The following is a 23,791-nucleotide window of genomic DNA, read 5'->3' on the forward strand; positions in this document are numbered from 1 at the left end:
ATGCTGAAAAACTGGCTCAATATATTTATTTACCAAATTAAAAATAACAAGCTTTTTACAGCTTTGAATGTTTTAGGATTGTCAATTGGAATTACAGGATTAATATTCGCTTTGCTTTATTGGAACGACGAACAAAGTTATAATGCCTGGAATCCAGAGAAAGAGAATGTTTATCAAGTTTTAGTGCAACTGACTGATACGCCAGTTGGAACAGATAATACTGTACTATTAAAAGCGCATTTACAAAAAGATACCAACGTAGAAAATATTGTTTTTGCAGATAGTTGGTATCAAAAGAGTAAAATAATTTACAAAGGGAAGAAAGAATTCGTTGATAAGATAATCAATGTCGAAAGTGACTTCTTTTCTCTATTTCCTTTTAAAATCATTAAGGGAAATCTTGGTGGTGCAATAAAAGACGGAACAAGCATCGCGATATCTGAAAATCTTGCAAAGCGTGTTTTTGGAAATGAAAATCCAATTGGCAAACAAATCAATTGTCTTGATAATTTGTTTGTAGTTCGTGCCGTGTATCAAATTCCTGGTAATTCTTCTATTTCACCAAATATTGTGGTAAATCGAATGAAAGATCTTGCTGATCCGGCTCAAAGTCGAAGCTTATTTGCTTTAAAAATACTTTTAAAAGTAAAAGATCCATCAAAAGTAGAACAAACCCGTAAAATGCTCGAAAAAGCATATTATGACGATGTTATCGTGAGAGAAGCAAAACAAGCTGGTTTTACTCCAGAAGAAATGACAAAAAAAGTGGGGCATTTTACCGTTTTCATGGAACCGTTGTCAATAGCAAGATTGCAATCTATTACAGATGGTTATCCTGAAGGTCGTGGCAATTATCAGTTTTTGCTCATTATGGCGGGACTGTCAATTTTGATTCTCATTTTATCTATTGTCAATTATATAAATCTGGCTACAGCCAATGCCATAAAGCGCGCTAAAGAAGTAGGAATCCGTAAAATTATTGGAGCATCAAAAAACAATATTATACTCCAATTTATATTCGAAACAACTTTAATTAGTTTATTATCTATTTTATTGGCTTTAGTAATTGTAGAGGTGACTTTGCCTTATTACAATAATTTTTTAAATAAAAATTTAATGATTATTGGAAGCCAATTTTATTTACAACTCATTCTAATTTTTGTTGCAACTATTTTCGTTGCAGGGATATTTCCAGCCGTTTACGTTTCTAATTTTGAAACCTTAAAGGTCTTAAAAGGCAATTTTTCAAGAAGTAAAAACGGAGTTTGGCTCCGCAACGGAATGTTAGTCTTTCAATTCGCAATCGCCACATTTTTTATCATTGGCTCAAGTATTGTGTATCAACAAGTAAAATATCTAAGCAATAAAGATCTCGGTTTCAAAGGAGATCAATTGATTGCTATAGACTTAAATCTTTTGCCTTCAGATTACGAAGGAGAAAATAGTAACCAAAATATTTTCAATAAATACAATAGAATAAAGCAAGAATTAAGCAAAATTGAAGGAGTTGAAAATGTTTCAACCGGAATTGTATCTTTTGACGGTGCAGACAATTCGTTAGCACCACTTTTATATCACGATGTACTTTTTAAAGCAAAACATATTGGGATAGATTTTGGAATGCTCGAAATGCTAAAAATCAAAATGGCAAAAGGAAGAGGACTCGACAAAAAACTTGCCTCCGATACTATAAACTCCATATTAATAAATGAAACAGCTGCAAAGTTGATGAACATGAAAAATCCTATTGGAGAACAAATTTTGATTCGAAATCAAAAACTGAGTATTATAGGAATTGTAAAAGATTTTAATTTACTAAGCCCTGAAGTTAATGTTCCGCCAATGACATTTTATCATTTAAAAACTCTAGGTATGTCCACAGAAATGAATAGGGTATATGTAAAATTAAATGCGACTAACATAAACAATACGATCTCTGACATTGAAAATTTCTGGAAAACTAAAGTTGATACCGAATATCCGTTTAAATATGATTTTGTTGATAAGGAATACGCACGAACTTACGAATCTTACGTAAAACAAAAGAATTTGTTTTCATTACTGAATGTTATTGTAATTCTAATTGCATTATTTGGATTATTTGCTTTAGCCTCTTATTCTATACAACGACGCATGAAAGAGATTGCGATTCGAAAAACATTAGGCGCTGAAACCAATGTTTTACTTAAGGAATTATCCAAACAATATATTCTGTATTGCATTATCGGCTTTTTAATTGCACTGTTTCCTGTTTACTTTCTCTTGAATAAATGGCTTCAAAATTTTGCATTTAGAATTGACATTACCATAATGCCGTTCGTTACAGGATTTATTGTCTTGTTAATTCTGACTTTAATAATTGTTTTATCGCGAGCTTATTATGCAACTACATCTAATGTTTTAAAATACCTCAAATACGAATAGAAGACTTATCAAGGTATTTTCATCTAATTATAATTCACAGAATGATGAAGCCTCCAATATTTTGTATCGGAGGCTTCGTTTATTCTATAATTCCTTTTACAATTCCTCGGTTTGATGATTTTATAAAATTTAAAATTTCATCTCTTTCATAAGTCGGTTCAAAATTCTGTTCAATTAATTCTAAAGCACTTTTAATATTTCTCTTTTCCTGAAAAATAATTCTATAAATTGCTTTGATCTCTTCAATTTTCTCAGAAGAAAAACCTCTCCTCCTCAAACCAACAATATTTAATCCAGCAAATCGTAAAGGTTCATGCGCTACAGTTATGTAGGGAGGAATATCTTTCACAATTCTGCTCAAACCACTAATCATGCTATGACTTCCAATTCTAGAAAATTGATGTACAGCAGTGAGCCCGCTAATATTGACAAAATCACCTGTAACTACTTCTCCAGCCACGCCAACACTAAAACCAATATTACAATTATTGCCAATAAAACAATCATGGCCAATATGAGCATTTGCCATAATTAAGTTAGAATTTCCAATATGGGTTATTCCCTTTGAAAAAGTACCGCGATTTATAGTCACATTTTCACGAATGATATTATTATCACCTATTTCAAGCAAAGTATATTCATTTCTAAACTTTAAATCTTGAGGAATGCCACCAATTACAGCACCAGAATGAATTTCGCAATTATTTCCAATTCGTGCGCCACTTAAAACAGAAACATTATTACCAATCCATACATTATCACCAATAATAACATCATCTTTAATTGTTACAAAATTTCCAAAATGGACATTTTTACCGACAATAGCATTTGTGTTTACTACAATATTTTTCAAACTTCTTTATTTTAATTATAAAGCAAATATTGAAAAAAAGAAAATTGGATTTTTTGACCTAATGTCAATTAATAGAAGCTCTAATTCTACTCAAAGTTTCCTGACTTACTCCAATTAAAGAAGCAATATGCATCAGCTTTCCTTTTTGAATAATTTTTGGAAAAGACTCCAATAAAAATAAATATTTTTGTTCAGCAGTCATTACATGAAATAAATGATGAAACTCATTAATATTTGAAAGATAGTAACGAAGTTGTTTAATGTGAAATTTTAAAAACAAAGGATATTCCAATAAGGATTGTTCATCAGAATGAGACAAAGAATAAACTATGGTTTCTTCACAAGTTTGAAAAATTTCAAAAGAAGGTTTTTGTTCAAAAAAACTGCTCATCGAAGTCACAAATTGGCCATCAGTATAAATCCATTTCGTAATCTCAGAATCATTTTCAAAACAAAATCTACGAATTGCACCTGATTTAATAAAATAAATTTTTCTGCAAACTTTCCCTTCCTCAATAATGAATTCGTTTTTCTTAAATTTTTCAACTACAAAAAATTTCCGAATAGCCTCTTCAGTTGTAGCATCTATTTTCTGAAAACCATTTATAACAGCTAATAACTCATTCATTGGACAAACATTTAAAAAACAAATTTATCAGTAAATTTAAAGAAAAGAACTCCATAAAGAAGATTAAGACTGCCAATGAATAAATTATTTAATTACAAGTCTTAAAAATAGCGTTAAAACAAATATTAAATAAAGTCAGTAAACCTTGTAGCAAAAAAAAAACTTCAACTAGCAAAAGCCAATTGAAGTTTTAGTACTCAGAGCGGGACTTGAACCCGCACGAACATTGCTGTTCACTGGATTTTAAGTCCAGCGTGTCTACCAATTTCACCATCCGAGCATTCTGTGGTACCTCCAGGGATCGAACCAGGGACACATGGATTTTCAGTCCATTGCTCTACCATCTGAGCTAAGGTACCTTATCTATCAAAAGATAAAATTTTTAATAAAAAACCCTCTATCTTGTGATAAAGGGTTTTCAAAAGAAAGGCGACGACATACTCTCCCACAATGATGCAGTACCATCTGCGCAGGCGGGCTTAACTTCTCTGTTCGGGATGGGAAGAGGTGAGCCCCGCCGCAATAACCACCTTAAGGTTTTTAGTGACTAGTCCTTAGCGATTAGTAATTAGTTTTTAAGCTAATCACTACTTGCTCTTTACTATTCACTGCCCGCGACGGGCAAATATTTTAACATACTGAGATAAAGAAACAGACAAGCTCTGTTATAGAAAGTTTCCTCCCGATCCGCCTGGGCGGATCGGGAAAAGTGTGTACATAAGCTTACGGATTATTAGTACTACTCGACTGTGACATTGCTGCCTTTACATCTGTAGCCTATCAACGTGGTCATCTTCCACGATCCTTAAAAGAAATCTCATCTTGTGGTGGGTTTCGCGCTTATATGCTTTCAGCGCTTATCCCTTCCCAACGTAGCTACTCTGCGGTGCCCCTGGCGGGACAACAGATACACTAGAGGTTGGTCCAATTCGGTCCTCTCGTACTAGAATCAGATCCACTCAAATTTCTAACGCCCGCAGTAGATAGAGACCGAACTGTCTCACGACGTTCTGAACCCAGCTCGCGTGCCACTTTAATGGGCGAACAGCCCAACCCTTGGGACCTTCTCCAGCCCCAGGATGTGACGAGCCGACATCGAGGTGCCAAACCCCCCCGTCGATATGAGCTCTTGGGGGAGATCAGCCTGTTATCCCCGGCGTACCTTTTATCCTTTGAGCGATGGCCCTTCCATGCGGAACCACCGGATCACTATGCTCTACTTTCGTACCTGATCGACCTGTATGTCTCTCAGTCAAGCTCCCTTATGCCATTGCACTCTGCGCACGGTTACCAAGCGTGCTGAGGGAACCTTTAGAAGCCTCCGTTACTCTTTTGGAGGCGACCACCCCAGTCAAACTACCCACCAAGCAATGTCCCCCGCAACGCGGGGTTAGGCCTCAGATAAACAAAGGGTTGTATTTCAACAATGACTCCACAACGCCTGGCGACGCCGCTTCATAGTCTCCAACCTATCCTACACATCATTTATCCAAGGTCAATACTAAGCTATAGTAAAGGTGCACAGGGTCTTTTCGTCCCACTGCGGGTAAACGGCATCTTCACCGTTACTACAATTTCACCGAGCTCATGGCTGAGACAGTGTCCAGATCGTTACACCATTCGTGCAGGTCGGAACTTACCCGACAAGGAATTTCGCTACCTTAGGACCGTTATAGTTACGGCCGCCGTTTACTGGGGCTTCAATTCAATGCTTCTCCGAAGATAACATCTCCTCTTAACCTTCCAGCACCGGGCAGGTGTCAGGCCCTATACGTCATCTTGCGATTTTGCAGAGCCCTGTGTTTTTGATAAACAGTCGCCTGGACCTCTTCACTGCGGCCCCGATTGCTCGGGGCGACCTTTCTCCCGAAGTTACAGGTCTATTTTGCCTAATTCCTTAGCCATGAATCTCTCGAGCACCTTAGGATTCTCTCCTCAACTACCTGTGTCGGTTTGCGGTACTGGTACTTATTGCCTGAAGTTTAGAGGTTTTTCTTGGAAGCCCTTAGGCGCGCTATCTCTTTGTCCGAAGACTCCGAGTACTATCGTATTTCACCAAGCTCTCCGGATTTGCCTAGAGAGCCTATAGCTAGGTACTTCAACGAACTATTCCGTCAGTCCGCGGCGCTTTCATCACTCCGTCACCCCATCACAGCAATAAGTAGTACGGGAATATTAACCCGTCGGCCATCGACTGTCCCTTTCGGGTTCGCCTTAGGACCAGACTAACCCACAGCTGATTAGCATAGCTGTGGAAACCTTAGTTTTTCGGTGTGCGGGTTTCTCGCCCGCATTATCGTTACTTATGCCTACATTTTCTTTTCTGACCGGTCCAGCATGCCTTACGGCACACCTTCAGCCCTGTCAGAATGCTCCCCTACCACTTGCACATACATGCAAATCCATAGCTTCGGTAATATGCTTATGCCCGATTATTATCCATGCTCGTCCGCTCGACTAGTGAGCTGTTACGCACTCTTTAAATGAATGGCTGCTTCCAAGCCAACATCCTAGCTGTCTGGGCAGACAAACCTCGTTCTTTCAACTTAGCATATATTTGGGGACCTTAGCTGATGGTCTGGGTTCTTTCCCTCTCGGACTTGGACCTTAGCACCCAAGCCCTCACTGCTGGGAAACATTATATAGCATTCGGAGTTTGTCAGGAATTGGTAGGCGGTGAAGCCCCCGCATCCAATCAGTAGCTCTACCTCTATATAACTATCCTCAGCGCTGCACCTAAATGCATTTCGGGGAGTACGAGCTATTTCCGAGTTTGATTGGCCTTTCACCCCTACCCACAGGTCATCCGAAGACTTTTCAACGTCAACCGGTTCGGTCCTCCACTGTGTGTTACCACAGCTTCAACCTGCCCATGGGTAGATCACACGGTTTCGCGTCTAACACTGCCGACTAAAGCGCCCTATTCAGACTCGCTTTCGCTGCGGATCCATGGCTTAACCACTTATCCTTGCCGGCAACGTTAACTCGTAGGCTCATTATGCAAAAGGCACGCCGTCACCCCACTAAAGGGCTCCGACCGCTTGTAGGCGCATGGTTTCAGGATCTATTTCACTCCGTTATTCACGGTTCTTTTCACCTTTCCCTCACGGTACTGGTTCACTATCGGTCTCTCAGGAGTATTTAGCCTTAGCGGATGGTCCCGCCGAATTCAGACAGGGTTTCACGTGCCCCGCCCTACTCAGGATACCGCTATCCATTACACTCGTTGCCCATACGGGGCTGTCACCCTCTGTGGCGCTCCTTTCCAGAAGCTTCCGGTTCCTTGTGCATGAAATATCGCGGTCCTACAACCCCAGCTATGCCGCAACATAGCTGGTTTGGGCTAATCCGCGTTCGCTCGCCACTACTTACGGAATCACTTTTGTTTTCTTCTCCTCCGCCTACTTAGATGTTTCAGTTCAGCGGGTTTGCCCACCTATCGGTGTGCTATATCTTCAATATAGCGGGTTGCCCCATTCGGATACCTGCGGATCGATCGGTGTGTGCCCGTCCCCGCAGCTTTTCGCAGCTTATCACGTCCTTCATCGCCTCTGAGAGCCTAGGCATTCCCCATGCGCCCTTGTTTTGCTTATTGTACCAATCATAATATCTATTATGACCGTTTTTTTTGTCTCCTGCAGCAAAACTGCAGAAAACGCTTTCTACTTTCTTGTATTTTCTTATCTCAATATGTCAATGAACTTTAATAAGTATCAAGATTTTTGCATGAAGCATCAAGACTACCGTCTTGATACCCTGTACTATCACCTTTGTACTTTTTTGTGGAGAATAACGGAGTCGAACCGTTGACCTCCTGCGTGCAAGGCAGGCGCTCTAGCCAGCTGAGCTAATCCCCCAATCTAATTATGAATTGTGAATTATGAATTATGAATAATCATTCATAAGAACTCAACCCTAGAATTTCCTTTTTCTCAAGTCAAAATAGTAGTCCCGGGCAGACTCGAACTGCCGACCCCTACATTATCAGTGTAGTACTCTAACCAGCTGAGCTACGAGACTCTGTTTTTTCTTAATTGTTTATCATTTTTTAAATCGACAGCAAGAGTAATCGAATTCCGAGGCCCAAGACCTTCAGGATATCCATCTTGTTTCCTCGCCGTGCCTTGCGGCAAACAATCGAGGCTCTAGAAAGGAGGTGTTCCAGCCGCACCTTCCGGTACGGCTACCTTGTTACGACTTAGCCCTAGTTACCAGTTTTACCCTAGGCAGCTCCTTGCGGTCACCGACTTCAGGCACCCCCAGCTTCCATGGCTTGACGGGCGGTGTGTACAAGGCCCGGGAACGTATTCACCGGATCATGGCTGATATCCGATTACTAGCGATTCCAGCTTCACGGAGTCGAGTTGCAGACTCCGATCCGAACTGTGACCGGCTTTGTAGATTCGCTCCTGGTCGCCCAGTGGCTGCTCTCTGTACCGGCCATTGTAGCACGTGTGTAGCCCAAGGCGTAAGGGCCGTGATGATTTGACGTCATCCCCACCTTCCTCACAGTTTGCACTGGCAGTCTTGCTAGAGTTCCCGACATGACTCGCTGGCAACTAACAACAGGGGTTGCGCTCGTTATAGGACTTAACCTGACACCTCACGGCACGAGCTGACGACAACCATGCAGCACCTTGTAGACTGTCTTGCGAAAGTTCTGTTTCCAAAACGGTCAGTCTGCATTTAAGCCTTGGTAAGGTTCCTCGCGTATCATCGAATTAAACCACATGCTCCACCGCTTGTGCGGGCCCCCGTCAATTCCTTTGAGTTTCAAACTTGCGTTCGTACTCCCCAGGTGGGATACTTATCACTTTCGCTTAGCCACTGAGGTCGCCCCCAACAGCTAGTATCCATCGTTTACGGCGTGGACTACCAGGGTATCTAATCCTGTTCGCTACCCACGCTTTCGTCCATCAGCGTCAATCCACCAGTAGTAACCTGCCTTCGCAATTGGTATTCCATGTAATCTCTAAGCATTTCACCGCTACACTACATATTCTAGTTACTTCCTGGTAATTCAAGTCCTGCAGTATCAATGGCCGTTCCATCGTTGAGCGATGGGCTTTCACCACTGACTTACAGGACCGCCTACGGACCCTTTAAACCCAATGATTCCGGATAACGCTTGGATCCTCCGTATTACCGCGGCTGCTGGCACGGAGTTAGCCGATCCTTATTCTTACGGTACCGTCAAGCTCCTACACGTAGGAGTGTTTCTTCCCGTACAAAAGCAGTTTACAATCCATAGGACCGTCATCCTGCACGCGGCATGGCTGGTTCAGGCTTGCGCCCATTGACCAATATTCCTCACTGCTGCCTCCCGTAGGAGTCTGGTCCGTGTCTCAGTACCAGTGTGGGGGATCTCCCTCTCAGGACCCCTACCCATCGTAGCCTTGGTAAGCCGTTACCTTGCCAACTAGCTAATGGGACGCATGCTCATCTTCCACCGTTGTGACTTTAATTGCAAAGGGATGCCCCCTTGCAATGCTATGAGGTATTAATCCAAATTTCTCTGGGCTATCCCTCTGTGGAAGGCAGATTGCATACGCGTTACGCACCCGTGCGCCGGTCTCTAAATCCGAAGACTTATACCCCTCGACTTGCATGTGTTAAGCCTGCCGCTAGCGTTCATCCTGAGCCAGGATCAAACTCTTCATCGTATATTTTAATATTATCATTCGATGAATTCCAGTCGGTTCTTTTCGAATCTCTCGATTCCATTACTCTTATTCTTTTTTTTGTTCCGATTTGCATCGGAACGGCTGTCAATTCAATATGTCTACGAACGTGTCTTTTTTTGTCTTTGCGCTTGTTTCTCAAAGCGGGTGCAAAACTAAAACTTCTTTTTGTTTCTCGCAAGAAAAACTTGAAAAATCTTTGAAGCTTTTTTTTCGCCTCATCCCTTCTCGTTTTCCTTCCAATACCTCAATGAACTTTCCGTGTTTTGCGGGGTGCAAATGTAGAACGCTTTTTCAAAACCTGCAAGCTTTTTTTGAACTTTTTTTTCGAGAATATCTTCCCGCTTGATCCGTATTGCCTGCCAGTATTTCCGTGAACGTTTTCGCTGTTGCGGGTGCAAAAGTAGCACCTTTTTCCAGTTATGCAAGGCTTTTTCAAATCTTTTTTAATTCTTTTTTTCATTTATTTCATAACTCGCTGATAACGGATTCTTTACATTCCGAAGTTTTTTCAGCAATTGTGGGGTTTTTCCTCGTTTGGCTGTTCTTTGCGCTGTTCTGCCGCGAAGGCGCCAAGCCGCAAAGCCTTGTTTTCTGCCTTTTTTAATCTCGCAAAGGCGCAAAGGCGCTGAGTTTTTTCTTTTTTTCTTCTGAAAATGTCTTCTGCTTCGGAAATCTTCTCCTGAAAACCGAGGCCATAGCCCCGATAGGAGCGGAAATCCTTTTGCTTTTTTCTTTAAAAAGCAAAAGATTGCAGCGGATAGCGGGATTAAGCTCCTGAAAATCCCAATAAAAAAAATCCAAATCCCAATTCTGATGGCTTGGATCGATTTTTGATTTTACCCATCTTGCGCATAAGGCGCACTGCAGTGCGCCTCTGCGGTGAATTGGGGCTCTTTTGGTTTTGTACATACTATATATATGTAGGCTAAAAAAAAAAAAAAAAACCGACAGCTTTTGGGAAACTGGCGGGTTGTTGAGACTTCACTATAATGATTAATCAAAGCGAATTGCTTTGACTGGCGATATTTTGGTTATAATATATGATGGAATCAGTAATACTAAAAAGCAAATTATTATAGTCAGTAGATTTAATGCTATTACATAACCCCAATTCAAATATACTGGCGCTTGATTTACATAATAGTTTTCGGGGTTTAAGTGAACAACTCCAAATTGCTGCTGGATTAATAATATTGAGATCCCGATAAGATTTCCCCAAAACAGCCCTCTTATTATTAAATAGAATGCATTATACAAAAATATTTTCCGAACAGTCCAATTGTTTGCGCCAAGTGATTTCAAAATTCCGATCATTTGCGTACGCTCTAAAATCAGAACCAAAAGTGCTACTACCATATTTATAGTAGCAACTAGAATCATTACACCTAAAATCACTACTATATTAAAATCAAAAAGCTGTAACCAATCAAAAATATAACTATACTTTTCAATAATGGTCTTAGTATCTAATCCTGACGGTGTCTGTTCGTAAATCTGATTGCCTGTTTGCTTAATTTTAGTAAAATCTTTTACAAAAACTTCGAACGCTCCAATTTGATCGGGCGCCCACTTATTGATTCGTTGGATGTGCCGGATATCGCCTATTATAAAAGTCGCATCAAAATCCTGGAAACCTGAACTAAAAATGCCTGCAATTTTAAATCGGCGGCTGTTAGGCATTTTACCTTGTTCTTCTTTTATAAAAAAAGTATTAAAACTATCTCCCAGTTTCAAATTAAGTCGGTCTGCAAGAAATCTAGAAATAATGACTTCTTCATTTAGTGATTTCGAAAAATCAGGCAATTTTCCTTCAACAAGATATTCTTTTATGCTGTTCCAATCATAATCTGCTCCGACTCCTTTAAAAATAATTCCTTCAAAAGCATTTTCAGTTCTAATAATTCCAGCTTTAGTTGCAATTGCTTGAATGTGCGTTACATCTGGAACCGATTTGAAATTGGGATAAAAATCCTGTTTTTTAGAAATTGGCGTTAATGTCGCTTCAGAATTATTATTGTCAAAATTCGATATAATGACCTGCCCGTTAAAAGCAGAAATTTTATCACGGATTTTTTGTTGCAAGCCAATTCCAGTTGCAACTGAAACCAACATCATAATAATTCCAATTGCAATAGCCGAAATGGCAATTTTTATGATAGGCGCCGAGATACTGCTTTTATAATCTTTTGCAGTAATAAGTCTCTTGGCTATGAAATATTCTAAATTCAATTTATTGATCTTGTTTTGATAGTTACGATTTGTATTTTAATCAAGTCAAAAATACATTTAAAAAACCAGAATAGGATTGCTTTAAAAAACTATTAGCAGTTTTTAAACTCCTTATAATGGAAGTTTCTTTTTCATTTCTTCAACAATATTATACGCCGCTGGACAAATAGCAACATTTTTTAAAGTAAGATCTGATATTTGGTGAAACTTCTTGCGGTCTGTATGTGGGAATTCACGGCATGCTTTTGGACGAACATCATAAATCATGCAGTAATTTTCATTATCCAAAAAAGTACAAGGAACACTTTTTAAAACATAGTCTTTGTCTTCATCAATTCGCAAATACTGATCAATAAACTGCTGTGGTTTTTGCCTGAATGATTTAGAGATTCTTTCAATATCAGCCAAAGTAAATAACGGACCTGTTGTCTTGCAACAATTCGCGCATTGCAAGCAATCTGTTTTCTTAAATTCGGCATCGTGCAAATCCTGCATAATATAATCCAAATTTTTAGGCTGTTTCTTTTTAAGCTTATCAAAATACTTTTTGTTTTCGATATGCTTATCTTTGGCTAACTTATTTAAGTTGTTTAAAATTTGTTTCAAGTTTAAAATTTAAAGTTGATCTGCAAAATTAAACAACTTTAAACTTGAAACCCTAATCTTTGAATTAAAATACGATGAAAGATCTTTTTGGGAAAGCGATGTTCGATTTCCAAACAAATAATTCACCCGAGGATATCATTACCGAAACTTCAATTTCTGAAGAAGATGAAATGAGTATTGAATATTTATTTCGCTCCTATAGTGAAATGCCAAAACTAGAGCAAAAGGCACTTCAATTGGCTTTTGGCAGAATTTTAGACGTTGGTTGTGGCGCAGGAAGTCATAGCCTTTCCCTACAAAATGAGAGAAATCTTGATGTGACTTCTATTGATATTTCAGAAAAAGCAATTGAAACCTGCAAATTAAGAGGTTTGAAAAACGCCAAAGTCCAGAATATCCTCGATTTTGAGGATAATAAATTTGACACCATTCTACTGCTAATGAATGGTACTGGAATTTTTGGAAAACTAGAAAACTGCAATGCATATCTATTGAAATTAAAATCACTTTTGAATCCTGGTGGACAAATTTTAATTGACAGTTCAGATATCATTTATATGTTTGATGAAGATGAGGATGGAGGAAAATGGATTCCGTCTGACAATAATTATTATGGAGAATTAACTTTCACCATTTCGTACAAAGGCGAAAAAGAAGAACCTTTTAACTGGCTTTATTTGGATTACAATACACTTCAAAATGCGGCAAACGCAAATGGATTGCAATGTGAGCTAATTTTAGAAGGCGAACATTATGATTATTTAGCTAAACTATCATTATAAAACTATGGAAGAATCAATCTTAGAAAAATTAAAATACCCAATAGGAAAATTTGTAATTCCTGAATCTTATACAACTGAATATCTCAATGAGAAGATTAACGAACTCGCTGCATTTCCTGAAAAGCTAAAAAAAGAAACCATTAATTTAAGCGATGAGCAACTAAATACTCCTTATCGCCCGGGTGGATGGACAATAAGACAAGTAATTCATCATTGCGCAGAAAGCCATATGAATTGCTTTATCAGGATTAAATGGACTTTGACCGAAAATAATCCGGTTATAAAAGCTTATGATGAAGTATTATGGAGCGAGTTGCCAGACAACAAAACAATGCCAATTGAGGCTAGCTTAACTTTATTAACTGGCCTTCATTCCAGATTAGTTTATATTATGCAAAATTTATCATCAGATGATTTAGAAAAATCTTTTATTCATCCTGAAAGCAATCTAGAATTAAAATTAAAACGAATCATCGGAATGTATGCCTGGCATTCCAATCACCATTTAGCACACATTACTACTCTTAAGAAATCAAAAAATTGGGATTAAACTAAATAAATTCTTCTCAAAAAATAGAAACTCAAGCCATAAAAAAAATCTCTTCAGTTGAAGAGATTTTTTTTATGGGATATTCAAATACTTATGTGTTTGTAAAGAAACACGCCATTTTGGATTATTCATTACATAATCAACAATCAAAGGTGTCATTTCTTCTTTTTTACTCCATTCCGGTTGCAAAAACAAAATTGCATTATCATTTACGAGTTCTGCCTGTTCTTCAGCAAAAATAAAATCGTGCTTATTGTAAATAATCACTTTTAGCTCGTGTGCATTGTCATAAACCGTTTGCGTTGGGAGTTTATTTTTTTTAGGAGAAAGACAAATCCAATCCCAAGTTCCGCTAAGCGGATATGCTCCTGAAGTTTCAATATGAACTTTTAGATTTTTATCTTTTAATTGCTGTGTCAGCAGAGTCATATCCCAAGTCAAAGGCTCGCCACCTGTTATTACAACAGTGTCAGCATAAGCAGATGCATTCTGTACAATTAAATCAGTTTTTGTTGGCGGATGCAATTCAGCATTCCAGCTTTCTTTCACATCGCACCAGTGGCAACCTACATCACATCCTCCAATTCTAATAAAATATGCCGCCGTTCCGGTATGAAAACCTTCCCCTTGAATGGTGTAAAATTCCTCCATTAAAGGCAACATTGCTCCTTTATTAACTTCTAATTGTATTTCTTTTGATAACATTATTCAATTTTAAAGTGCAAAGATAGTCATTTAAATACGTAACAAAAAAACCGACAGCTGATTGAACTGTCGGTTTTATAATTAGTTAGAAACTAATTTATTATTTTAAAGCTTTTACAGAATCAGCTGCATATTTATTAGCAGGATCTAAAACTAAAGATTTATTGAAATATTCAATCGCTTTAGCTTTGTCTGTATTAGCATAAGCCGCACCAATACTATTGTAAGACTCAACTATTTTTTTTACTGTTGCAGGTTTTGCTAATTCATCAGCACCTTTAGCAGTCGTTTTTGCAACATACTCTTCGTAGTTTTTGATAATCAAATCATCTTTCTCCAATAAGTTGTTGATTCTTCCTTTGTATAAGTAAGCCTCATCATATGATGGAGAAGCAACAAGTACTCTGTCAAATGCTGCATCAGCATTCGTTAATTCAGTCGCATTCATAGCTGTTTTATCTTTATTTGCATTTGCATAGTAAAGAGAAATACCATAATAGATATTGTCATATACATAATTCTTTTGCTCTGCATTTGTAATACTTAATGCATAAACAGAAGCTGCCTGATCGTATTGTTTTTTACCGAATAATTCTTTTCCGAAATCACCAAGATCTTCAACTGCTAATGGCTCCATTTCAACTGCTTTTTTAATATCAGCCAAACCAGCATCAAAAGCAGAAGCCTCAACTACACCAGCAGCATTTGTTCCTTTTTTGATTTTAGCAAATCCTAAATACAAATAATCTTTAGCGATAATTTTGTTACTAGGAACTTTCATGTAATCTTCTAATGATTTAAGAGCCACATCAATGTTTCCATTTTCGTAAGCAGAATATCCTAAATATCTGTAAATTCTAGGATTAACTTTATCTTCAGCAATCATTTTGTTAGCAACAGTTTCTAAGCTCTTGTAATCTTTAACCAAGATCAAGAAATCTGCGTGACGCATTTTTGAATCTAAAGAGTAATCTGTTAAACTCAAATATTTCTCATAATTAGTGATTGCGTTTTGCAAATTAGTTTTAGAAGTAGAAGGCTTATTTCTAGCCCATTTGTAATATGTTTCAGCCAATTCTCTGTAAACTGGACCATAGTTAGCGTTTATAGCAATAACTTCATTGAAAGCTTTAATAGCTTCATCATAAGATTTAGCACCTTTCAATAAAACACCTAATTGCATTTTTGCTCTTAAAAGTGTTGGATCAGCAGTAAATGCATCACGGTATGCTTTATATGCATCATTTTGATTGTTTGCTCCATAATAAGCATCACCAATTGCCAATAAAGCTGTAGCGTTTTGAGGCTCGATCGCCAATGCACGTTTTAAACTTGTAATTGCACTGTTATAATCAGGGTTAACTGAGTTCATATAAGCTCTACCAATATAGATATACTCATCAACATCCTTACGCTTCATATCTTTAGTAGCCAAACCAAAGTTCGCTTGCGCAGCGGCAGCATTTTTATTATCAAGATCGATTTGACCTAAACCAATATAATTTAGGTTTTTTCTATCCGAAGCTTCAATTCCATTTAAGTAATAAATTTTAGCCGAATCGATAACACTTTGGTTCAAATAGATATTTCCTAAAACAAAATTAGCTTCACCATCTGAAGGTTTTGCTTTTATGATTGACTTAAGCAAAGATTTTGCCTTTTGAAACTGTTCAGCATCGATAGCTTTTTTAGCTTCTTTAATATCTTGCGCTTGTGCAACAGAAGCTGTAGCAACTAAAGCAAGACTAAAAATTTTAAATTTATTCATCTTTATCGTAATTAATTTATTCTTTATCTTTAATAATTTCACTTCTTATTTGAAGCTTTCTACTTGGAGTTTTAATCGGCATTAAGCTGGATTTCAAAACTATTCGTTGGCCAATTTCACCAGCAACAAAAGAAGAAAAACCCATTCCTAAACCAGAATAACCCTGGCAATTTATAACAAACAAATCACGTGCCAAAGGATATTTCCCTTCCATAAGCTCAGTCTGACTTGGATAATGATATTGATTATCTTTCAAACCCTTAATAGCCAAAATATTGACTTTTTGAATATAATTGGCCATATTTTGCGAAGGCTGCGACAGCCAGTTCACACCAATTACTCCAACCATCCCTTCGTTTTCAGAAACGAATTTAATAACTTCATCGTTAGTATTAAAAGAAAACACTCCATTTTTTGGAATCTCTTTAACTTTCGCCAATTCTTTCATATAACGAACCGTACTAGAGTTCGGATTATCAAACACAAGACCTTTAATCTTTGAATCTGGTTTTCCTTGCATGAAATCAATCACACTTTTCAACGCAATTAATGTATCATTATTGCTTTTGCTTGAAATAAAAGCTACCGCATCAACAGCAAAAGGAGTTATCCTAGGATTAATCTTGCTTTTCTCGAATCTTTTCAACTCTTCGTTCGTCAAAGTTCGAGCAGTTACGACAACTTTAGCTTTCTTATTTAATAAATCATTTATAACCTCTGCTTCAGATTTCGGTTTTATATGAATCTTAGCATCATAATAAGTACCTTCAAAAACGGCAACTTGATCATCAACAATAGGCTTTACAGTTTCATCGACCGTAATATCAAGAGATCCTTTCAAAATTGTTTCTTTAGTATCATTCTTGCTTTTTTGGTTGCACATGGCAAACAAAAAGACAAGAAGAACTACTCCCGCAACTTTAGTATACTTTAACATAATTACTCTGTATTTGAATTAATTAACCTCAGAAAACGTATAGCTGAATATACGATTAACAATCCGCCAAAAGCGTATCTGTATTTTGGCTCCATATTTAATGGTAATTTTTCCCAAAACATAATCATTAAACCGAGTACAAGATATATCAAAAAAAACAGTATTCCTAAAACAAGAAGAAATCGCTCTTTGAGCGATTTCTTCTGAATATTATTAAGCATATCTTTTAACATTATTCTGCAGATTGAATAGTAATAGGAAGAGAGTATAATACCCTAACTTTTTTACCATTTTGCTCGCCAGGAGTCCATTTTGGACATTTTTTAAGAACACGAATTGCTTCTGCTCCTGTACCGTAACCGATATCCCTTAAAACTTTAATGTCGGTTAATGAACCGTCTTTTTCAACTACAAACGTAACGTAAACTTTACCTTTTAAACCTTCTTCTTCTGGAGTTTTATAATTGTTTCCTACGAATTTGTAGAATTTATCAATTCCTCCAGGGAAATCTGGTTTTACTTCGATACCAGCTGTGTTATATACTTGGTTATCTTCTTCAACTACTGCAGCAGTTCCAGTACCTACCGGCTCCTCAACAGTTAAAACTGCATCTGGATCTCCTTTGATAGTTTCAGCACCAACCTTCTTATCTTTAAGATCTTCAATTTTTGGTGGATCTTCAGTAACCTCTTCTGCTTTAGCAACAACCGGCTTCACAAACTTCACTTGATCCACTTTTGGTGGCGGTGGCGGTGGTGGCGGTTCGTTAGGTTTTACCTCCTCTTTTTTCTTAACAGGTATTTTAGCTGTTACGATCTTGATATCATTATTCGTATCATCTTCACCAGAATCTGGTAAATAACTCGCAATAAGAGGAGCTGCTACAGCAAAGCTGAAAATGATCGAACCTATGATAAGTGCTCTTACCGTAGTTTTGTTGTTCGATTTTCTCAACTCATATGCACCATATATCTTATTACGACCTTCGAATACGATATCAAGCCATTGATTTTTTATAATATCTAATTTCATTTTTCTAGATTTTTAGTTGACAAAACTCAAGATCACTCTTATTTTTTATCTATAACCTTTGTTTCCTCTGGTGTGAACTCAGGAACAATTGCGTAAGTTTCAACTCCAGTGATAGCCATCTCATCTAAGATATCAACCAAATTACGATAATTTGATTTCTTAGTTGGTTTGATAATGACAATGATTCCATTTTTAGGTTTTCCTAAAGCTGCAGAATATGCCAAAACATTTTGTTTTTGTTTCAACAATTCTCTACGGATACCATCTTTTCCGTAAGCTATATCTTTAGGACCTACTTTAGGACTAGCTAATAATCCCATGTAATAAACCATTTTATTGTCAGCACCCAACATTACTGTCATAGTACGATTTTCATCCACTTTAGTTTTCGTGTCTTCTGGATTCTTATCGTCTTTATCTGGCAATGACAAATCCATTGCTTTAGGTTTTGACAACGATGTGGTCAACATAAAGAACGTGATCAATAAGAATGCCAAATCCACCATCGCCGTTAAATCGACTTTCGAATTTTGCTTTTTACTTCTTACCTTGCCACCTTTTCCGCCACCACTGTCGCCAGTATTTAATTCAGCCATTTTAGTGTATCTTTTTTAATTAAAAGTCTTTTCCTCTTGTACCTGTAACTAAGTTAAAGGAATTGATTTTTTGCTCTTGTAAAATATCCATAATCTTTTTGATTTGAGGATATTGTTCTTTAGCATCTCCTTTGATTGCAATCTCTAACTCTTTATCTTCAAGGTCAATTGTAGCTCTTCTTGAAACCAAAAGCCACTCTTTTAATTGATTATCCAAAGAATCGATTGGAATACCTGGCTGATTTGCTTTAGTTCTATCAGCTGCTTTCATATCAATGATTTGCTTCAAGTTTGCCAATGGAACACCAAAGTCATCCATTAATGCAAATTTAGCTTTGTCATCTTCTGAAAAAGTCACACCTAATTTTGCTCCCATACCTTCAAGAGTTCTTTTACGAATCTCTCTTCCTTTGATATCGAAGAAAACTTTGCTTTTCCCGTCTTTTCCTTGTCCTATTGTAATAATTGCCAAATTAGAATCTGGTAATTTATGTTCTACAGTAGAAGCAGGCATATCTACAGGAAGCGCTTCAGGAACTTTAGCAGTAGCAGTCAAGATAAAGAACGTAAGCAAAAGGAACGCAACATCACACATGGCAGTCATATCTGTCGATGTCGACTTCTTTTTCATTTTAATTTTAGCCATTATCTTTTATTTTATTTTTTTGATATAATTAAATCTTAATTATTTTATATATCAAAAATTAATTATTGTTTTAAACTTCCTCTGAATTTTCTGTAAGTATTCACGATTGTAGTACCAGCCTCATCGATAGAGTAAGTTAAATCGTCAATTTTAGCAGTAAAGAAGTTGTAAGAAACAATTGCAAAGATAGAAGTAGAGATACCTGTTGCAGTGTTGATAAGTGCCTCAGAGATACCTGTTGCAAGAGCAGCTTGGTCAGGAGTTCCAGCAGAAGCTAACGCACCAAACGCTTTAATCATACCTGATACTGTTCCTAATAATCCTCCTAATGTACCTAAAGATACTAAAGTAGAGATAATAGTCATATTTTTTTCCAACATTGGCATTTCTAATGAAGTAGCCTCTTCGATTTCTTTGTGGATTACTTCTGAAGCCTCTTCACTGTTGAAACCTTCTTTTTTAACGTCTTGATATTTAATCAAAGCAGATTTAATTGCATTTGCAACTGAACCTTGTTGTTTGTCGCATGAAGCGATAGCAGCCTCGATGTTTCCTTCTTTAATGCTTCCTTGAACACTTTTCATAAATTTGTCTAAGTTAGCTTTACCAGCAGCTTTACCGATAACGATAAATCTTTCAATAGAAAAAACAACAACCATTAAAAGCATACCTAATAATACTGGTACAATGAAACCTCCTTTGTAAACCATACCTAAAGTATTGATTGGGTGACCTGTTTCTGGATTCCCTCCTTCAAAGTTAGCTGAATCCCCCATAACGAATTTCCAAATACACCAACCTACAAAAACACATGCTGCAATAATGATTCCTGAAATCATTCCTCCCCCATTTGAAGTGCTTTCTTTTTTAACTTTAACGTTTGCCATTTTTTTTAATTTTAATAGTTTTAAATAATTTTTATTTTTTAGTTATATTTAACTTGTAGAGGAGCAAATTTATACGTTTAGTTTAAATAAAAAAACTTTTTTTAATTTTATTGAAGGAAATTTAACGTCAATTTAAAAAATATCTCATTAAATTGCCAGCATCATTTTTTTGATAAAACAAAAAAAAGGTCGAATAGTAAAAAAATTACAACGTTTTAGTAAATATTCAATTAATCCATTGAAATCTTCTTAAAAAGCTGCGAATTTTTTTTTTATACCTTTTTCAATCAAAAAAAGCTTTTTCTTACTAAAAAAAACACAGCTAAATTGTTAAAAACGAAGCAAAACTTTCATAATCATATAAATTACAAAAAAAAACATGAATAAAAAAGATAATTTCATTCAAGACATAAACAACGGTTACCTTTCTAAAGGCGATAGCATTACTTTGGGAAGCGCGATTCTGGATGGAGAAGCTGTTCCTGAAGCTCATGTAAAAATCCCGCTCAAAACCCTTAACCGCCACGGACTCATAGCCGGAGCGACGGGAACTGGAAAAACAAAGACCATTCAGGTTTTTTCTGAGCAATTATCAAATGCAGGAATTCCTGTTTTGATGATGGATATAAAAGGTGATTTTAGTGGTATTGCAAAAGAAGGAAAAGAGCAGAGCTTTATAACGGAGCGCCATGCTAAAATGAACATACCTTATAATGTAGCTTCGTTTCCTGTTGAATTGATGTCTTTATCAAAACAGAACGGAGTTCGTTTGCGCGCAACGGTTTCTGAATTTGGCCCGGTTCTGTTTTCTCGAATTTTAGATTTAAATGATACACAGGCCGGAGTTGTTGCAGTAATCTTTAAATATTGTGATGACACACAAATGCCTTTATTAGATTTAAAAGACATTAAAAAAGTCATTAATTATATTACAGAAGAAGGCAAAGACGAAATTGCGGCGAGTTATGGCAAAATTTCGACAGCAACAACTGGAACGATTTTAAGAAAGATCATAGAGCTCGAGCAACAAGGAGGCGATTTATTTTTTGGCGAATTATCTTTTGAAACCGATGATTTGATGCGAATTGATGAAAACGGGAAAGGCTACGTAAATATCATCCGCTTGACGGATATTCAGGATAAACCAAAATTGTTCTCGACTTTCATGTTGAGTCTTCTGGCTGAGATTTATCAAAAAATGCCGGAAAAAGGAGATGCTGAGCAACCTGAATTAGTAATCTTTATTGATGAAGCGCATTTGATTTTTAATGAAGCGAGCAAAGTATTGTTGGAACAAATTGAAACCATTGTAAAACTGATTCGTTCAAAAGGTATTGGTGTTTATTTTGTTACGCAAAACCCAATGGATGTTCCAAGCGGTGTTTTGGCGCAATTAGGATTAAAAATTCAGCATGCATTAAGAGCTTTTACCGCAAACGATCGCCAAGCAATTAAAAAAACAGCTGATAATTACCCAACATCAGAATATTATAAAACAGATGAATTGTTAACGAGTTTAGGAATTGGCGAAGCATTGGTCACAGCACTAAACGAAAAAGGAATTCCGACTCCTCTCGTGGCCACCATGATGCGTGCACCAATGAGCAGAATGGACATTTTATCAGATGAGGAAATTGAAGAAATAAACGGAAAATCTAAATTGGTAAAAAAATATGCTGAAGAAATTGACCGTGAAAGTGCCTTCGAAATATTAAACAAAAAACTTGCCCAAGCCGCAGAAACAGCAGCTCAACAAGAACAAGAAGCTCCAACAAAATCATCAAAATCAGAACCAAGCACCTCAGAAGTTGTTACAAAATCTGTTCTAAAAGTGGTAACAAGTGCTACCTTTATAAGGGGCGTTTTTGGCGTACTGACTAAAATATTTAAAAAGTAAAAAATTTATTTATACCATATAAGCGATATAAGTTCATTTAATTTTACAAATACAAAACGCGATAGGCTTTAGAAACCTATCGCGTTTATTATTATACATAAACCATTAAACTTATGTCGCTTATATGGTTTATTTCTGCGAATTTTGTAGCAAGGCAAGAATTTTGCTCTCAACTTCTGAAGTATTCCAGATATTCTCAATATTTTCCATTCGGAGCACTTCTTCCATAATTCCGTTTTGATAATCTCCAATTGCCAAAGCTTCAGCATATGGACGATCACTGAAAGTTACTCGACTGTAAAGCGGAATCCACTTATCTGGATGTTTGTCTGAGAAAACTTTTTCTATTTTCTTTTGCAGCAAGAATTTTTCATCTGCTGTTTTGGTACTCATTTCCATGAAATTTCGGTAGGAAAGCTCTGCAATTGCATCTGCATTTGGTTTTCTTGAGATTTGATATTCTGAAAAGATTTTTTTCCAATCGTCTTGGTACTTTTCAATCATTTCGTTTAAAACCGTAATATCTTCAAAACCAGCATTCATTCCTTGTCCATAAAAAGGCACAATGGCATGACAAGCGTCTCCTATCAGTGCGATTTTATCTTCATACGTCCAAGGAAAACATTTCATGGTAACCAAAGTACTCGTTGGATTTTTGAAGAAATCATTTGCTAATTCTGGAATCACCTCGATAGAATCCGGGAAATTTTTCTCAAAGAAATCTTCCACCATTTTACGATCTGTCAATGATTCAAAAGAATTTTCACCCTCAAAAGGCATAAATAAGGTACACGTGAAACTTCCGTCAAGATTTGGCAATGCAATTAACATGTATTCGCCTCTTGGCCAAATATGGAACGAGTTTTTATCTAATTTATGTGTTCCGTCAGCATTTGCCGGAATATTTAATTCTTTGTAGCCCATATTCAAGAATTCTTGCGAATAATTGAACATGCTTTGTCGCTGCATTCTATGGCGGATTCTAGAGAAAGCGCCATCGGCACCAAAAACCATATCGTATTTCCTTTCTTCCCACTCCCCTCTTTCGGTTTCACCAATATGAAGCGTTGCATCGCTTAGTGTTACATCCCAGATTTTCTGCTCAAAATGAAATTCGGCTCCCGCTTCTTCGGCAAGGTCGATCATTTTTCTGTTCAGTTTTCCTCTCGAAATTGAATAAATCGATTCGCCTTCCTGACCATAATTCTGAAAATTCAGTTTATCAACCAAATGAATCGCGCGTTTATCCATAGGAATTGCGATTTCACGAACCGAATCGCCAACGCCAACAGCATCAAGCGCTTTCCAGCCACGATTGGACATTGCAAGATTAATCGAACGTCCTGAGAAATTTATTTTTCTAATATCGGGACTACGATCATACACATGAACGGTGTGGCCAGCTTTTTTAAGATAAATTGCCAAAAGCGATCCTACAAGTCCAGAACCAACAACGGCAATTTTTAATGAAGTTTGCATCGAGGGAAAATCTAAAATATTGGGTCGTAAAAATAACCATTAATTATAGATAACCCTTAAAATAAGTCAATTATTTACAACAAGAGT

18 protein-coding genes, 4 tRNA genes and 3 rRNA genes are annotated in these 23,791 nt (G+C 37.0%); 4 read left to right on the forward strand and 21 right to left on the reverse strand.

The window, feature by feature from the left end:
• Positions 1–2,424, forward strand: a complete 2,424-nt coding sequence (locus tag SCB73_RS04560) for an ABC transporter permease (protein WP_320568932.1) — start codon at positions 1–3, stop codon at positions 2,422–2,424.
• Between the two features lie 79 nt (positions 2,425–2,503).
• Here SCB73_RS04560 and lpxA read toward each other — a convergent pair whose 3' ends face one another.
• From lpxA to SCB73_RS04620, 12 genes are all read right to left on the reverse strand, one after another.
• On the reverse strand, positions 2,504–3,277 hold the full coding sequence (gene lpxA / locus SCB73_RS04565; RefSeq protein ID WP_320568933.1) for an acyl-ACP--UDP-N-acetylglucosamine O-acyltransferase: 774 nt from the start codon (positions 3,275–3,277) through the stop codon (positions 2,504–2,506).
• A 64-nt stretch (positions 3,278–3,341) separates the two neighbouring features.
• Positions 3,342–3,905 carry a Crp/Fnr family transcriptional regulator gene (locus SCB73_RS04570; protein ID WP_320568934.1) on the reverse strand — a complete coding sequence of 188 codons (564 nt, stop codon included), beginning with the start codon at positions 3,903–3,905 and terminating at the stop codon, positions 3,342–3,344.
• 194 nt (positions 3,906–4,099) lie between these two features.
• A tRNA-Leu gene (locus SCB73_RS04575) sits at positions 4,100–4,185 on the reverse strand.
• Between the two features lie 6 nt (positions 4,186–4,191).
• A tRNA-Phe gene (locus SCB73_RS04580) sits at positions 4,192–4,264 on the reverse strand.
• 65 nt (positions 4,265–4,329) lie between these two features.
• Positions 4,330–4,439, reverse strand: a 5S ribosomal RNA gene (rrf, locus tag SCB73_RS04585).
• A gap of 179 nt (positions 4,440–4,618) precedes the next feature.
• Positions 4,619–7,500, reverse strand: a 23S ribosomal RNA gene (locus SCB73_RS04590).
• A 188-nt stretch (positions 7,501–7,688) separates the two neighbouring features.
• Positions 7,689–7,762: transfer RNA gene (locus tag SCB73_RS04595), tRNA-Ala, on the reverse strand.
• An 89-nt stretch (positions 7,763–7,851) separates the two neighbouring features.
• Positions 7,852–7,925: transfer RNA gene (locus tag SCB73_RS04600), tRNA-Ile, on the reverse strand.
• A gap of 129 nt (positions 7,926–8,054) precedes the next feature.
• A 16S ribosomal RNA gene (locus SCB73_RS04605) occupies positions 8,055–9,568 on the reverse strand.
• Together the 16S, 23S and 5S rRNA genes with 4 tRNA genes alongside form the textbook arrangement of a ribosomal RNA operon.
• A gap of 621 nt (positions 9,569–10,189) precedes the next feature.
• Complete coding sequence (locus SCB73_RS04610) at positions 10,190–10,498, reverse strand: hypothetical protein (RefSeq protein ID WP_320567758.1); 309 nt, start codon at positions 10,496–10,498, stop codon at positions 10,190–10,192.
• 84 nt (positions 10,499–10,582) lie between these two features.
• Positions 10,583–11,818 (reverse strand): ABC transporter permease, encoded by a 1,236-nt coding sequence (locus tag SCB73_RS04615; protein ID WP_320568935.1) that lies wholly within the window; start codon positions 11,816–11,818, stop codon positions 10,583–10,585.
• 111 nt (positions 11,819–11,929) lie between these two features.
• Complete coding sequence (locus tag SCB73_RS04620; protein ID WP_320568936.1) at positions 11,930–12,424, reverse strand: YkgJ family cysteine cluster protein; 495 nt, start codon at positions 12,422–12,424, stop codon at positions 11,930–11,932.
• A gap of 74 nt (positions 12,425–12,498) precedes the next feature.
• On the opposite strand from SCB73_RS04620, the gene SCB73_RS04625 reads away from it, so the two are divergent.
• Positions 12,499–13,206, forward strand: a complete 708-nt coding sequence (locus SCB73_RS04625; protein ID WP_320568937.1) for a class I SAM-dependent methyltransferase — start codon at positions 12,499–12,501, stop codon at positions 13,204–13,206.
• 4 nt (positions 13,207–13,210) lie between these two features.
• On the forward strand, positions 13,211–13,756 hold the full coding sequence (locus SCB73_RS04630) for a YfiT family bacillithiol transferase (protein ID WP_320568938.1): 546 nt from the start codon (positions 13,211–13,213) through the stop codon (positions 13,754–13,756).
• Between the two features lie 72 nt (positions 13,757–13,828).
• On the opposite strand, the gene SCB73_RS04635 is transcribed toward SCB73_RS04630, so the two are convergent.
• The 8 genes from SCB73_RS04635 to SCB73_RS04670 all read right to left on the reverse strand — a co-directional run bounded on the left by SCB73_RS04635 (position 13,829) and on the right by SCB73_RS04670 (position 20,328).
• Entirely contained in the window at positions 13,829–14,461 is a 633-nt protein-coding gene (locus tag SCB73_RS04635) for a 7-carboxy-7-deazaguanine synthase QueE (RefSeq protein ID WP_320568939.1), read from the reverse strand.
• Positions 14,462–14,561: 100 nt separating this feature from the next.
• Positions 14,562–16,229, reverse strand: a complete 1,668-nt coding sequence (locus SCB73_RS04640; protein ID WP_320568940.1) for a tetratricopeptide repeat protein — start codon at positions 16,227–16,229, stop codon at positions 14,562–14,564.
• A 16-nt stretch (positions 16,230–16,245) separates the two neighbouring features.
• Positions 16,246–17,166 (reverse strand): PstS family phosphate ABC transporter substrate-binding protein, encoded by a 921-nt coding sequence (locus SCB73_RS04645; RefSeq protein WP_320568941.1) that lies wholly within the window; start codon positions 17,164–17,166, stop codon positions 16,246–16,248.
• Positions 17,167–17,168: 2 nt separating this feature from the next.
• A complete protein-coding gene (locus SCB73_RS04650; RefSeq protein ID WP_053472547.1) occupies positions 17,169–17,399 on the reverse strand; it encodes a hypothetical protein in 231 nt (76 codons plus the stop codon).
• The gene (locus tag SCB73_RS04655; RefSeq protein WP_320568942.1) at positions 17,399–18,199 is read right to left on the reverse strand and encodes an energy transducer TonB; all 801 of its coding nucleotides are present in this window, start codon (positions 18,197–18,199) and stop codon (positions 17,399–17,401) included. The genes SCB73_RS04650 and SCB73_RS04655 overlap by 1 nt, the downstream gene beginning before the upstream one ends.
• A gap of 38 nt (positions 18,200–18,237) precedes the next feature.
• A complete protein-coding gene (locus tag SCB73_RS04660; protein ID WP_320568943.1) occupies positions 18,238–18,795 on the reverse strand; it encodes an ExbD/TolR family protein in 558 nt (185 codons plus the stop codon).
• A 19-nt stretch (positions 18,796–18,814) separates the two neighbouring features.
• Positions 18,815–19,441, reverse strand: coding sequence for an ExbD/TolR family protein (locus tag SCB73_RS04665; protein WP_320568944.1), 627 nt, complete (start codon positions 19,439–19,441; stop codon positions 18,815–18,817).
• 62 nt (positions 19,442–19,503) lie between these two features.
• The gene (locus SCB73_RS04670) at positions 19,504–20,328 is read right to left on the reverse strand and encodes a MotA/TolQ/ExbB proton channel family protein (RefSeq protein WP_142451718.1); all 825 of its coding nucleotides are present in this window, start codon (positions 20,326–20,328) and stop codon (positions 19,504–19,506) included.
• A gap of 379 nt (positions 20,329–20,707) precedes the next feature.
• Here SCB73_RS04670 and SCB73_RS04675 point away from each other — a divergent pair, with 379 nt between their 5' ends.
• The gene (locus tag SCB73_RS04675; RefSeq protein ID WP_320568946.1) at positions 20,708–22,225 is read left to right on the forward strand and encodes a helicase HerA-like domain-containing protein; all 1,518 of its coding nucleotides are present in this window, start codon (positions 20,708–20,710) and stop codon (positions 22,223–22,225) included.
• Between the two features lie 129 nt (positions 22,226–22,354).
• Here the strand turns inward: SCB73_RS04675 and SCB73_RS04680 are convergent, their stop codons facing one another.
• Positions 22,355–23,704 carry an FAD-dependent oxidoreductase gene (locus SCB73_RS04680; protein ID WP_320568947.1) on the reverse strand — a complete coding sequence of 450 codons (1,350 nt, stop codon included), beginning with the start codon at positions 23,702–23,704 and terminating at the stop codon, positions 22,355–22,357.
• Positions 23,705–23,791: the final 87 nt, after the last annotated feature.

It is taken from the genome of Flavobacterium sp. KACC 22761 (assembly GCF_034058155.1).
Taxonomy (GTDB): domain Bacteria; phylum Bacteroidota; class Bacteroidia; order Flavobacteriales; family Flavobacteriaceae; genus Flavobacterium.